The following is a 13,913-nucleotide window of genomic DNA, read 5'->3' as shown; positions in this document are numbered from 1 at the left end:
TTGACAAATCGGTGTTTGCTTTTTAATAGATTTACCATTTTTAAACTTAAAAAAAACAGTTTAAATAACAGTATATCTGTTTTAATACAGAATAATCAAAAGACTGTTCCGGCAGTCTTTTTTATATCCATTAAATATTACAAAAAGTCCCGAAAAAGTTATAAATTTGCTGCCAAATGAATATTTCAGCATATATTTTAGAATACTTAAAACAATTTGGAACTGCCACAGTTCCAGGCTTTGGGGTGTTTTCACTGAAAAATTCTAAGGCAATTATCAATTCTGAAAACGGAAGCATCTTACCTCCGGCCAGTCAGATTGAATTTGCCATAGACTATGAAGTCCGGGCTGAAGACCTTACTGCCTTTATTGCAGAACAAAAACAGATGTCTCTGGAAGCTTCAAGAAGTGATCTTAAAATTCAGACTGATTTTTGGAAGAAAAAACTTCAGGCCGAACAGGTTCTTGACATTCAGAATCTTGGAACCGTTTTCATTGAAGAAGGACATACCCATTTCAAGGGAAAAAGAATAGAATCCGGACGTCCGGATTTTTACGGATTGGAAGAAATCAGATTTTCAGATATCAATAACGGGGAAAAAGTAAATGCTTCAGTGAATCGTGAAAAGGATTTTAAATTCAAAAAAACAATTCTTTGGCTTTTCCTTCTGATTATCCCTGTTCTTGGAATTGTATACCTGGCGTTTACCCAGCAGGAACTTCTTTTCGGAAAAAAATCTTTCAATAATGTTTCAGTACAAACTTCTACCCATAGGATCGTAAAAGATACGGTGAAAATGAAAGTACATACTCCGGAAACACCCGTTACAGATTCTTTGAAAAAAGATTCATTAGTAAAACCCGCCGGAAAAGTAAAACAATCTGCTCCGGCTGTCCCAAACAACACTAAGACTAGATGGCAAAAATAAAAAAAGCGTCAGAATCTCTGACCATTATGACCAATATCGTTCTTCCGAACGAAACCAATTCTTTAAGAAACCTTTTCGGTGGTGAGCTTTTAGCAAAAATGGACCGTTGTGCGTCTATTTCAGCAGCAAGACACTGTGAAAGAAGAGTAGTAACAGCTTCAGTAAACCACGTATCTTTCAACCATCCGATCCCGGAAGGTGGTGTTGTGGTGTTGGAGTCTAAAGTTTCAAGAGCATTTTCTACTTCCATGGAAGTGTATGTAGATGTATGGTTGGATGATCCAATCAACCAGAAGAAAGTTCATACGAATGCCGGGATTTATACTTTCGTTGCAGTAGATGAATTCAACCGTCCGATTCCTATTCCGGAAATGATTCCTGAAACAGATGAGGAAAAGGAAAGATTTGCAGCAGCATTCCGTAGAAAAGAACTTTCATTAATCCTTTCCGGAAGAATGAAACCTTTGGAGTCTGTAGAGCTTAAAAAACTATTCCAGGAACCACAGGAATCTAAGAAAGATAAAAAGTAAGCTTATATACTTTATCAATAAAAATGCTTTTAAACTTTGCTGAGTGCTAACGCCTTTGCGAGCTTAAAAGCATTTGTTTTTTCAGAAATTTGCGAACTTTGCGGTAGAATAAAATTGTAATCATTTAGGAATCTGTTCCTATCTCTAAAATCATTAATAAAAAATGAAAATACTTCTTTTAGATAAAAACCATCCTCTTATTACTAAACAGCTTTTGGCTCAGAATTTTATTTTAGAAGAGGATTTTACATCGTCTTATAATGAGGTTTGTGATAAAATTGAGAACTATGATGGAATTATTATCAGAAGCCGTATTCCACTGGACAAAAACTTTCTGGAAAAAGGGAAGAATCTGAAGTTCATCGCAAGAGTAGGTGCCGGAATGGAAAATATTGATATTCCTGTTGCTGAAAAACTTGGAATTCAGCTGATCAATTCTCCGGAGGGAAACAGAGATTCTGTGGCGGAGCACGTAGTGGGAATGCTGCTGGTGATCATGAACAGACTTTTTATTGCTTCCCAGGAAGTGAAAAACGGCATCTGGAAACGTGAAGAAAACAGAGGAGATGAGCTGTTGGGAAAAACAGTGGGATTGATTGGCTATGGTAACATGGGAAAAGCTACTTCAAAAAGACTTTCAGGGTTCGGATGTAAGGTGATTTTCCACGATATTCTTCCTGATCTTTCAGATGAATATGCAACACAGGTTTCACTGGAAGAACTGAAACAGTCTGCAGAGGTCGTAAGCCTGCATATTCCTTTAACTTCAGAAACCCACTATCTTATTGACGAAACTTTCATTGCAGAGATGAAAAACGATTTTTATTTTGTCAATACTGCAAGAGGAAAAAATGTGGAAACTAAAAGTTTAGTACAAGCATTGAAGTCAGGGAAAGTAAAAGGTGCATGTCTTGATGTACTGGAATATGAAAAGTCTTCTTTCGAGAACATTGAATCAGAAAATGAAGATCTGAAATATCTTCTTGAATCGGAGAAAGCCATTGTTACACCTCATATTGCAGGATGGACCCATCAAAGTAAAGAAAAACTGGCTCAGTTTATTGTAGATAAAATTGTAGCTTCACACTGTTAAGTTGTTTAAAAAATAAAATATAAAGGCGGATTTACTTTTTGTAAATCCGCCTTTTCTGATGATTTTGCCCTTCCATATTTTACTTTTCCATCCATTTATGTTAAATAATTCATAATATCCACCTCATATTTATTATTTATTTTGAGTTTTATTAAATTGCCGCTCATTTTTGAATCTCATGACGACGCGTAATTTTGTACTTATCTTAACTGTTCTTTTATCCCTGTTTTCCTGTAAAAAAAAGGCTGAAGCCAAAGAAGTTTCTGCTGAAAATACAACCAATCTGCCCAACTATGGAAATGTAGATCTGGGTGATATTTTTACAAAAGGTGACGGACAGCTTTTGAACAGACAAACTACCGTAAGCTATATAGACCAGTATTACAAAAAGATATGGGAAGGAGGAGACCTTAGCGGCGGAATTCTTGTTGCCAAAGGAGATGAAATCCTTTACGAAAATTACAGAGGTTTCGGAAGAGAAGGAAACCAGATGCCGATCGACAAAAATACACCGTTGCATGTAGCTTCAGTTTCAAAGACTTTAACGGCAATGGCAATGATGAAGCTGATAGAGGCCGGAAAAATAAAATTAACGGATCATCTTACTCAGTTTTTTCCGGGGTTTCCATACCCGAATGTTACCGTTCAGACTTTGCTGGATCAAAGAAGCGGTCTTCCGAAATACGAATATTTTATCACCAAAATACAGCCTGCTCCGGCAGAATTGTCAAAACCTTTCATTACCAATGAAGATGTTTTGAATATGATTATCAAATATAAACCAGATCTGGCAAGAGATACGGATACAGGATTCATGTATTGCAATACGAATTTTGCTTTATTGGCTTTATTAATTGAGAAAGTGACTAAAACTCCTTTCCCTCAGGCGATGAAAGAAATGGTTTTCACACCATTGAAAATGAATAACACGTACATCTTCCAGGAAAAAGATATTCCTACAGCTTCGCAGTCTTTCTATTATGGAGGAAATAAGTTGTATCCTTTAGACAGACTTGATCTGATTTACGGAGATAAAAATGTGTATACTACGCCAAGAGATTTATACAATTTCTCAAAAGCAATGTTTTCGAAAAATTTCCTGAAACCGGAACTGATGCAGATGGTATTCACTCCTTACAGCAATGAAAAAGCAGGAATGAATAATTATGGATTAGGATTCAGAATGAAAATATTTGATAATGGCGAGAAGCTGACCTATCACAACGGATGGTGGCATGGCACCAACTCGGTATTTGCCCATCTTTTAAAATCTAAGGTTACCATTGTAGCTATTGGAAATAAATATTCAAACAAAGTATATACAGCACTTGCATTGTCTGGTTTATTCGAAGATTTCCCTTTGCAGAAGGAAAAGCTGCATACCGTTATGCACGACAATAAAGATACTTTGAATTCCGGACAGGAAGTTTTTGGAGAATAATGTTTACTTTTGCCTAAACATTTTCATGAAAAGGTTTCTTTTATTACTCATTATCTGTTTTCTTGTACATTCATGTGCAAGAGTAGGATCTCCTGTCGGAGGGCCTAAAGATACCCTGGCACCCAAGTTTTTAAGCTCAAACATTGATACAACAAGAATCAATGTCAAAAGAGATATTCGTGAACTCCGTCTGGATTTTGATGAATATGTGACATTGAAGGATATCAATAAAAACCTGATTATTTCACCTCCTATTAAAGGAATAACGAGAATACTTCCATCGAATATTGCCAACAAATTTGTTCTGATTCAGTGGACAGATACCCTTCAGGCCAATACCACTTATAATTTCAATTTTGGAAATTCAATTGTTGATAATAACGAATCTAATATACTTAGGTATTTCAATTTTGCTTTTTCCACAGGAGACAAATTGGATGATTTGTATATCAGTGGTGAAGTAAAGGATGCCCTCGATACTAAAAAGAAAACCGGAACTACAACAGAAAATAAGCTAGTGGTAGGATTGTATCAGGTAAAAGATACCATGGATTACAAGAAAAAGCCTTACTATATCACTAAGGTAGATGAAGATGGATATTACGAATTAAATTACCTGACTCCCGGAAAATACAAAATTATTGCTTTTGAAGATGAGAACGGAAATTCAATGTATGATCCCGGAAAAGAAAAAGTAGGGTTCCAGAAAGATCCGGTGAATGTTGAGAAATCCATTTCAGGATTAAACTTAAAGGTATACCCTTCCAAAAAACCGGTGAAGTATGTAGAAATGAAAGAGATAGCCGGAGGAGTTCTGATGACCTTTGAAGGAAATCCTGATGAAGTAAAGGTACAGTCGCTGAACGAGAAATTAAAGGATGTCAAGATAACACACAATCCGAAATCAGACTCTGTAAGAATCTGGTTTGATGCTGTAAAGGATAATGTGGGGCAGGAAGCAAATGAAAAGCTTATCTTCACCCATAATAAAGGTCCGAAAAAAGACAGTGCCTATAGCGTTTCTTTATTTTACAGATATAATAAGAAAAATGCTATGGATGTCTTTAGTGATAACGACGGAACTTCTATCGCTCCAAAGGCAGATCTGAAAATTGCATCAAACTATATTGTTGATAAAATTGACCCTTCAAAATGGACTTTAAGAGCCAAAGGAGACAGTTTAACAACTTTACCGTTCACTGCTAAAATCTCGGAAACAAATCCTTACCAGATTCATGTTCAATCCGACTTTGTGATGGGAAAAAGCTATGAACTTACAGTTCCTAAGGAAACCGTATCTTCATTCTATGCCAAAAATACCCAATCAAAGCGTTTTGACTTTGATGTTGCCAAAGTAGATCAGTTTGGAAGTGTTGAGTTCTCTGTTTCCAATCCGCCGGAAGCAAATTACTGGATTCAGTTAATGGATTCTGACAAGGTAGCTTATCAGAAATATACCAAAGGAGATAAGGTAAAGTTTGATATACTCAGACCTGGAGAATATGTCGTAAGGATTCTGGTGGACAATAACGGAAACAAATATTGGGACGAAGCAGATTTCGCGAATGATATTTTTGCTGAAGATGCTTATATTTTCTATAAAAAAGTTATTGTCAGAGCCTTATGGGAAACGAGAGAGGACTGGGATCTGAAAGATACCAGAACACTTGATAGTCCGAAATCACCAACTGTAACAACGCCGGCTCCGGCACCTGCCACTCCATCTCCGTCAGAAACTCCGGTGTCTGCAGAACCTGCAGCAACGAAGCAAGTGCAGAAAAAAGAATTTAAATCCGGTAATGCTGTTTTAACTCCAGCTAAGTAAGCAGATGAAGATGGCTAAGAAAATGGTATTCTGGACATTGGTGGCGTTTGCCCTGATTCAGTTTTTCCCTGTTGACAGGGTGAATAAACCCGTTGATTCTGCGGTCAACTTTGTTGATTCAAGGAAATCACCGGAAAAAGTCAGAACGTTGCTTAAAAACGCTTGCTATGACTGCCATTCCAATGAAACGGTTTATCCGAAATATGCTTTTATCGCACCCATTTCATGGTCTGTAAAAAGCCATGTGAATGAAGGTAGGGAACATCTTAATTTTTCGACCTGGGGAACTTATAATAAGGATTTGAAGGAGAATATGCTGACTAAATCCATTCAGACCATTCAGAATAAAACAATGCCGATGCCCGGTTATATTGTTTATCATAAAGAAGCCAATCTTTCAGAAGCTGAAAGAGCATTGCTGATTCAGTATTTTGAAGAAATGCTGAAGACTAAAACCTATTAGTTTCTCCTAAAAAAACTCCCGCAGATTTTACAAACCAAGCATATTGTTTAAACAATGATCTGCTGATCTGTAAAATCTACGGGAGAATATTTTACAAAAATTATTTCTTTATATAGCTCTCAAAAAATCTCTTCTGAGAATCGAAAGCGATATCTTCAAGATCCAGATCCTGTAAAGGAATCCAGACTGCTTCTGAGATTTCAGAGAGTTCAAGACTTACCTCAAATTTTTCCGCAACATTGTATTCATAAAAGAGATCGATCGTATTGTAATCAATTTCTTTATATTGATAAATGTTGGGAAGACTGGTAAGGTATTTCAGGTTAGAAATATCGATATCAAGCTGAAGTTCTTCAAAAAGTTCTCTTTTACAGGTTTCCTCTGCACTTTCCTTAGGGTCAACAAATCCTCCCGCGAGATCCAGCTTTCCTTTTTTAGGGTCTCTGTTTCTTCTGGTAAGGTAAATTTCGTCTCCACATCTGATGACAACCGCTACCGCGCCTGCCACATTATTATACAAAGTAAAACCACATTCCGGACAGCTCCATTTCTTTTCACCATCCCAGTGTAAGGACTCTTTGCCGCAGCTTGGGCAATATTTCAATAGTTTCATTGAGCAATATTAATATTTCTCGGGTGATAACTCAAAATAACATCCCTTAATTCTTCTGTTTTCAGGTGCGTGTAGATCTCCGTTGTTGTAATACTGGAATGTCCCAGCATTTCCTGGATATAACGTAAATCTGCTCCATTCTGTAATAAATGGGTTGCAAATGAGTGTCTGAATGTGTGTGGAGATATTTTTTTGTTAACCCCTGCTTTATCTGTAAGTTCTTTAATAATAAGAAATACAATTACCCTGGACATGGAAGTTCCACGGCTGTTTAAAAACAGAGTATCTTCATATTTCTTATTGATTTTACCTTTAGAACGAACCTCTTTGATATAACTTTCAAGCAGATCAGCCGTATAATCAGCTAAAGGAACAAAACGGGTTTTGTTTCCTTTTCCGTGTACCTTGATATATTGCTCTTTGAAGTTGATATTGGATATCTTCAGATCGATCAGTTCGGAAACACGAAGTCCGCAGCCATATAGAACCTCTATGATGCATTGGTTTCTTTTTCCAAGATCTGTATTGACCTCAATAGCAGCAATAATTTTGTTGATATCAGGCAGGCTTAAAGTATCAGGTAGATATAATCCCAGTTTAGGACCTTCAAGTAACGCCGCAGGATTGTCTTCACGATATTCATCCTCCAGCAGAAATTTGAAGAAAGCTTTGATGGAAGATATCCATCTTGCCTGTGATCTCTCACTGAATTTCTGTTTGGAAAGATTGAAAATGTATTCCTGCAGGTTTTCGTAACCGATGGAGTCTGGACCGACGTTTTCCAGATCCTCTTCTGCGTAATCTTTTAATTTTTTAATGTCCCGAACATAGGCGTCGAGCGTGTTTTCTGAAAAATTTCTTTCGAAACGAAGAAATATTTCAAAATCTTTGATCTTTTCATCCCAAGTCATTTGTGCTTATTTTTTTAGTTCACAGTCCGATATTTGTTCTATTTCAATGTTATGGTTTCTCAGGAACGATATTCCATCGTCATCCGAATACTCATTAATATACACCAGTCTCGTAATCCCTGCCTGCAGAATCAGCTTGCTGCATTCTTTACAGGGAGACAGCGTTAAATATAACGTTGCTCCTTTTGCAGATTGGGTAGAGGCCGCCAGCTTTAATATAGCGTTGGCTTCCGCATGCAATACGTACCAGTGTGTTTTTCCGTCTTCATCTTCACAGCAGTTTTCGAATCCCGAAGGAGTCCCGTTGTAACCATCTGAAATAATCATCCTATCTTTTACGATAAGAGCTCCCACCTGTTTTCTCTTACAGTAGGAGAGTTTTGCCCATTCCTGAGCCATTTTTAGATAAGCTTTATCAAACTTATTCATACCGCAGCATTGTTTTTTTTCGAAATAATTTGGATTAAAATCTTTTAGAAAGATTTAGAAGTTAGGTTTTCTCTTCTCTAGAAACGCAGTAACTCCTTCTTTCTTATCTTCCATTTCAAAAAGTTCTCCGAAATATTTGATTTCAGTTTCAAAACCTTTCTCCGTATCCGATAAATTCACGGCGTTTATAGCCTTCGATATTGCCATTGGTGAATTGTAGGCAATCGTGTTTGCTAATTCTCTCGTTTTGGTTAATAATTCTTCAATAGGGTAAACTTCATTCACCAGTCCGATTTCTTTTGCTTTTTGAGCCAGAATCATTTTGGCTGAGAAGATCATTTCGTTGGCAATACCTTTTCCTACAAGCTTCGGAAGCCTCTGAGTTCCTCCATATCCCGGAATCAATCCAAGCGTTACTTCAGGAAGCCCTAATCTGGCGTTTTCCGATGCATATCTGATGTGGCATGCCATAGCAAGCTCCAAACCTCCTCCTAATGCAAAACCATTTACGGCTGCAATGACAGGTTTAGACATGTTTTCAATTTTGTTGAACAATGTATTTTGTCCGTTTCTTGCAAGTTCTTCAGCTTTTTCCTGTCCGAATTCACTGAATTCCTTGATATCTGCTCCCGCTACGAAAGATTTTTCTCCACTTCCGGTAAGGATAATGACTCTGCATGAAGTATCAGCGTTAAGCTCATCCAGTGCGGTACTGATTTCCTGAATTGTTTTTGCATTTAAAGCATTTAAACTCTCAGGTCTGTTTATGGTAATGATAGATAATTTATCTTCTTTTTTTAATAATATGTTCTCGTAACTCATTTTTCCACTTTAAAATATCATCCTTTGCAAATTATGAATTTTTTACAAAAAAAAGGAAAAAATATTATTTTTTTTTCCTTTTTTTTAATTTATCATTCAATATGATTATTTGGAATGATTCATCATATTTGCATCAATATTGACATTTAGTTGAGAAGCCACTTTCATGCCAAGCTCAATGTTGGCGCGGAAAAAGTGACATAACTGCCGGTTGATAATCTCATCTCTTTTCGGCCCTGTGATACCACTCATGCTGCCTACAATATTTTTGATCAAATGATCTCTGTCCTCAGCATTCATTGCTTTTGAATACAACAGTCCCGGTTGGGTATAGTGATCACTGTCGTTGTCATTTCTGTTGTAGCTGGCAACATGAGCACTGTCCAGCTCGTATTCGTAGTTTTTATAAGATGAATCCGGCTTGATGTCATCAAAACTGTTCGGATGATAATTCGGTTTATCCTGATAGTGGCTTGAATCTGCCATAAAACCGTCTCTTTGGTAATTGTTGACAGCAAAAGGACATCTGTTCACTTCCAGCTGATGGGCATTGACACCTACTCTGTAACGGTGAGCATCAGGATAGGAGAATAATCTTCCCTGCAGCATTTTATCAGGAGAGAAGCTGATTCCGTTAATTAAGCTGCTAGGTGAAAAAGTAGACTGTTCCACATGGGCGAAATAATTAACAGGTATTTCGTTAAGCTCCATTTCTCCTACCTCAATCAGAGGGAAATCATCATGGAACCATACTTTGGTCACATCAAACGGATTCCATCTGAAATCTTTTGCCTGTTCTTCTGTCATGACCTGAATGTACATCGTCCATTTAGGGAAATCCCCGTTTTCAATAGCGTTGCAAAGATCTTCCTGAGCAAAATCAGGGTTTTCTCCTGCCATTTTTACGGCTTCTTCATCCGTGAAATTTTTGACACCTTGTTTTGTTTTAAAATGGAATTTCACCCACACCCTTTCATTTTTATCATTGATCATGGAGAATGTATGAGATCCGAAACCATGCATATGTCTGTAACCATATGGAGTTCCTCTGTCTGACATCAATATCAGAACCTGATGAAGCGATTCCGGATTTAAGCTCCAGAAATCCCACATCATAGTGGCGCTTTTTAAATTGGTTTTCGGGACTCTTTTCTGAGTATGAATAAAATCCGGGAATTTTTTTGCATCCTTAATAAAGAACACGGGCGTATTGTTTCCTACAAGATCCCAGTTCCCGTCTTCAGTATAAAATTTTAAGGCAAAACCTCTTGGATCCCTTGCCGTATCCGCGCTTCCTTTTTCGCCTCCCACCGTGGAAAATCTTGCGAACATTCTGCACGTGTTTCCTACTTTTGAAAACAGTTTTGCTTTCGTGTACTGGCTGATATCATGCGTTACGGTGAATGTTCCGTACGCTCCGCTTCCTTTGGCATGCACAATCCTTTCAGGAATTCTTTCCCTAACGAAATGCGCAAGATTCTCCTGAAGAATAAAGTCCTGCAGCAATACCGGGCCTCTTGGTCCTACCGTCTGTGAATCCTGATGTTCAAAATAAGGTGCGCCGTTACTTAACGTTAATTTTTTAGAATCCATATAATTGATGATTTGAATAATTGTTTCTTTTTCCTAAATCCACTGTAAAGGTAATGAATATCAAATTTACTTGAATTTTTAATTGCTAATAGCAAAAACGTTATATCTTTGTAATAGATAATATTAATCAAATGAACATTCAGCAACTGGAGTATCTTATCGCTGTAGATAAGTATAAACATTTTGGTAAGGCCGCTCAGGCGTGTTTTATTACCCAACCTACGTTAAGTGCCATGATACAGAAATTTGAGGATGAACTGGATGTAAAGGTTTTCGACAGAACTACCCACCCAATCCGTACCACGGATGTAGGTCTTCAGATTATTGACCAGGCAAAGGTAATTATCGAGTCTGTCAATGAGCTGAAAAACAAAGCCAACCTTTTGAACAATATTTTAGGAGGTACCATCAATCTGGGAATCATTCCTACCGTTTCTTCTTTCATCCTGCCAACGGAGATTTTCAAATTCCTTGAAGATAATCCGAAAATTCAGATGAATGTAAAAGAAATGACAACTGATAATATTATTAAAGCTCTGAAAGCAGGAGAACTGGATGCGGGAATTATCTCTACTCCTTATGATACGGCTGACGAGTTTTATCAGGATTTCCTGTTCAACGAGGAATTGATGATTTACAGTTCCAATACAGAGGCTAATAAAAAGAATTCTTACATCATTCCGGAAGATCTGAATGTGGAGAAAGTATGGCTTCTTGAAGAAGGAAACTGCCTGAGAAATCAGTTCGAAAATATCTGCCACCTGAAAGAAAATACCCTGAAGCCTAAAAATCTGGATTTCCTGGCTTCCAATATCCAGACTCTGGTACACATGGTTGATAAAGTAGGCGGTATCAGTATTCTTCCAGAACTGGCACTGAGCCAGCTTTCAGAAGAGCAGAAGAAAAATGTCTTCAGATTCAAAAAGCCTTTCCCTTATAGAGAAATCAGTATTATTTATTATAAGCCTACATTTAAGCAAAAGATTATTGATGAATTGTCACATTCTATCAAGACTTCTTTAGAGCTTAAGCTGAATTACCACGAAAGTCCGAAAGAATTTGTAAGCATAAAGCCTCAGTAATCAAAATGCTTTAAAGTGATAGAAATCATCAATTTAAATAAAATTGTAATTAGTAAACAAAATTTTTGAGTATTAGGAAAATAGTACTTAAATTTGCTGACGTTTATTACGAGGAAAAATTTGACCTGATTGCAACCTCTATAAAAAAATGCTAAAACAGTATTCTTTTTTCTGGGCAATTTCATTCATATTTTTCGCAAACACTATTTTAAATCTTTAAAAACAAAAGAATTATATGTCTTATTTATTTACATCTGAATCAGTTTCAGAAGGACATCCGGATAAAATTGCCGACCAAATTTCCGATGCATTAATCGACCATTTCTTAGCATATGATAAAGATTCAAAAGTAGCATGTGAAACTCTTGTAACTACCGGACAGGTGGTATTGGCAGGAGAAGTAAAATCAGATGCTTACCTTGATGTACAGACTATTGCCAGAGAAGTAATCAACGGTATCGGATATACAAAAGGAGAATATATGTTCAATGGAGACTCTTGTGGAGTTATTTCTGCAATCCATGAACAGTCGCCAGATATCAACCAGGGTGTTGACAGAGCAGTAAATGATGAGTCTTTTGAAGCTAAAGCAAATGCACAGGGAGCTGGAGACCAGGGAATGATGTTCGGCTATGCCACTAATGAAACGGCTAATTATATGCCCCTTGCATTAGATCTTGCCCACACGATCCTTAAAGAACTTTCTGCTATCAGAAGAGAAAATAAGGAGATCACTTATCTTCGTCCGGATGCAAAAAGCCAGGTAACGATTGAGTATTCTGATGATCATAAGCCTATCAGAATTGATTCTATTGTAGTTTCTACTCAGCACGATGACTTTGGTACGGAAGAAGAAATGTTGAACAAGATCCGTGAGGATATTAAAAATATTCTGGTTCCAAGAGTTGTTGCACAGCAAACTGAGGAAATTAAAGCTTTATTTAACGATCAGATCAAATATCACATCAATCCTACAGGGAAATTTGTAATCGGAGGACCTCACGGAGATACCGGCCTTACAGGTAGAAAAATCATCGTAGATACTTACGGTGGTAAAGGAGCTCACGGTGGTGGTGCTTTCTCCGGAAAAGATCCTTCTAAAGTAGACAGAAGTGCTGCGTATGCAACAAGACACATTGCTAAAAACCTGGTGGCGGCAGGAGTGGCCGATGAAGTTCTGGTGCAGGTTTCTTATGCTATTGGAGTAGCTGAGCCTTGTGGTTTGTATATTAATACGTACGGAACTGCAAAAGTGGATCTTCATGATGGGGATATCGCGAAAAAAGTTTCCGCTATTTTCGACTTAAGACCTTATGCTATTGAGCAGAACTTAAAATTAAGGAACCCTATTTATCAGGAAACCGCTTCTTACGGGCACATGGGTAAAGAGCATTATGTAGCTGATAAAACATTCAATAAAGGTCATAAGAATGAGATCACGTTAAAAGATCTTGAATTCTTTACCTGGGAGAAACTTGACAAAGTAGAGGAAATTAAAGCCGCTTTTGGAATTTAATTTCTCTTTAAAGAATAATAATGAACTGCTTTATCTTTGGATAAGGCAGTTTTTTTTAATTTTACACCTTAATAATATAGAAAGATGATGAATTTTAGAACTGTAGTTGCCGCCCTGTCTCTGTTTTTGCTAAGTACATTAGTAAAAGCTCAATATACCATGCATAAAATGATCAGTGTTGGGTATACTTACCAGAATCAAAGTTTTGGTGAAGTAGGAGGGAAATTACTTTTTCTTAAAAATGATGATGTAATTTACAGATTGGGAGGTTCTGCCATGATGGGATCTGTGGATTCCAAATTTGCTATTATGCCGAAACTGCAGGCAGATGTACTTCTTAATTTTGAAAAGAATGTAGACTTCTATCACTCTTATTACTTTTTAGCAGGCGTTGAAGGAACCAATAAATACATTGCTCCTAAAATAGGAGTTACCTTATTCGGGATTCTGGATCTCACCGGAGGATATGCTTTTCCTGTTGGAGATACCCGTCTGAACGGAAAAGAGATGAAAGGGCTTAATATTAATTTTACATTAAATATTCCTACCGTATTCATTCATGATATGTTTAAATGATTTTTTTTAGATTTTTCTCTATAAAATTTAATAATAGGTTAACAGTTATTAAAAAATTATTATATTTACATCATAATAATTTGTACCGCC

At 36.9% G+C, this 13,913-nt stretch carries 14 protein-coding genes; 9 read left to right on the top strand and 5 right to left on the bottom strand.

Going from position 1 to position 13,913, the window contains the following annotated elements:
- Positions 1-176 precede the first annotated feature (176 nt).
- From FFS26_RS08085 to FFS26_RS08060, 6 genes are all read left to right on the top strand, one after another.
- Positions 177-929: a hypothetical protein gene (locus FFS26_RS08085; RefSeq protein ID WP_137904773.1), complete on the top strand. Its 753-nt coding sequence runs from the start codon at positions 177-179 to the stop codon at positions 927-929.
- The gene (locus tag FFS26_RS08080) at positions 917-1,459 is read left to right on the top strand and encodes an acyl-CoA thioesterase (RefSeq protein WP_002983813.1); all 543 of its coding nucleotides are present in this window, start codon (positions 917-919) and stop codon (positions 1,457-1,459) included. The genes FFS26_RS08085 and FFS26_RS08080 overlap by 13 nt, the downstream gene beginning before the upstream one ends.
- 163 nt (positions 1,460-1,622) lie before the next feature.
- On the top strand, positions 1,623-2,552 hold the full coding sequence (locus FFS26_RS08075) for a 2-hydroxyacid dehydrogenase (RefSeq protein ID WP_110009883.1): 930 nt from the start codon (positions 1,623-1,625) through the stop codon (positions 2,550-2,552).
- A gap of 178 nt (positions 2,553-2,730) precedes the next feature.
- Positions 2,731-3,993, top strand: a complete 1,263-nt coding sequence (locus FFS26_RS08070; protein ID WP_137904772.1) for a serine hydrolase domain-containing protein — start codon at positions 2,731-2,733, stop codon at positions 3,991-3,993.
- Between the two features lie 25 nt (positions 3,994-4,018).
- Entirely contained in the window at positions 4,019-5,818 is a 1,800-nt protein-coding gene (locus FFS26_RS08065) for an Ig-like domain-containing protein (protein ID WP_137904771.1), read from the top strand.
- A gap of 4 nt (positions 5,819-5,822) precedes the next feature.
- Complete coding sequence (locus tag FFS26_RS08060; RefSeq protein WP_110009880.1) at positions 5,823-6,281, top strand: heme-binding domain-containing protein; 459 nt, start codon at positions 5,823-5,825, stop codon at positions 6,279-6,281.
- A 100-nt stretch (positions 6,282-6,381) separates the two neighbouring features.
- On the opposite strand, the gene FFS26_RS08055 is transcribed toward FFS26_RS08060, so the two are convergent.
- From FFS26_RS08055 to FFS26_RS08035, 5 genes are all read right to left on the bottom strand, one after another.
- Positions 6,382-6,894, bottom strand: coding sequence for an NUDIX hydrolase (locus FFS26_RS08055; protein ID WP_110009879.1), 513 nt, complete (start codon positions 6,892-6,894; stop codon positions 6,382-6,384).
- Entirely contained in the window at positions 6,891-7,805 is a 915-nt protein-coding gene (xerD, locus tag FFS26_RS08050) for a site-specific tyrosine recombinase XerD (protein ID WP_110009878.1), read from the bottom strand. The genes FFS26_RS08055 and xerD overlap by 4 nt, the downstream gene beginning before the upstream one ends.
- A gap of 6 nt (positions 7,806-7,811) precedes the next feature.
- On the bottom strand, positions 7,812-8,234 hold the full coding sequence (locus FFS26_RS08045; RefSeq protein ID WP_007844123.1) for a deoxycytidylate deaminase: 423 nt from the start codon (positions 8,232-8,234) through the stop codon (positions 7,812-7,814).
- A gap of 54 nt (positions 8,235-8,288) precedes the next feature.
- Positions 8,289-9,056: an enoyl-CoA hydratase/isomerase family protein gene (locus FFS26_RS08040; RefSeq protein ID WP_110009877.1), complete on the bottom strand. Its 768-nt coding sequence runs from the start codon at positions 9,054-9,056 to the stop codon at positions 8,289-8,291.
- A gap of 105 nt (positions 9,057-9,161) precedes the next feature.
- Entirely contained in the window at positions 9,162-10,649 is a 1,488-nt protein-coding gene (locus FFS26_RS08035; RefSeq protein ID WP_137904770.1) for a catalase, read from the bottom strand.
- Positions 10,650-10,780: 131 nt separating this feature from the next.
- Here FFS26_RS08035 and FFS26_RS08030 point away from each other — a divergent pair, with 131 nt between their 5' ends.
- From FFS26_RS08030 to FFS26_RS08020, 3 genes are all read left to right on the top strand, one after another.
- Positions 10,781-11,731 carry a LysR substrate-binding domain-containing protein gene (locus tag FFS26_RS08030; protein WP_047428937.1) on the top strand — a complete coding sequence of 317 codons (951 nt, stop codon included), beginning with the start codon at positions 10,781-10,783 and terminating at the stop codon, positions 11,729-11,731.
- 235 nt (positions 11,732-11,966) lie between these two features.
- Positions 11,967-13,247 carry a methionine adenosyltransferase gene (metK, locus tag FFS26_RS08025; RefSeq protein WP_110009876.1) on the top strand — a complete coding sequence of 427 codons (1,281 nt, stop codon included), beginning with the start codon at positions 11,967-11,969 and terminating at the stop codon, positions 13,245-13,247.
- An 84-nt stretch (positions 13,248-13,331) separates the two neighbouring features.
- A complete protein-coding gene (locus FFS26_RS08020) occupies positions 13,332-13,823 on the top strand; it encodes a hypothetical protein (RefSeq protein ID WP_110009875.1) in 492 nt (163 codons plus the stop codon).
- The last annotated feature ends 90 nt before the right edge of the window (positions 13,824-13,913 follow it).

This window comes from Chryseobacterium sp. 2VB, from assembly GCF_005503635.1.
Classification (GTDB): domain Bacteria; phylum Bacteroidota; class Bacteroidia; order Flavobacteriales; family Weeksellaceae; genus Chryseobacterium; species Chryseobacterium cupriresistens.
Note: the sequence above shows the minus strand (reverse complement) of the source record. Positions and strands in the feature narration are given on the sequence as shown.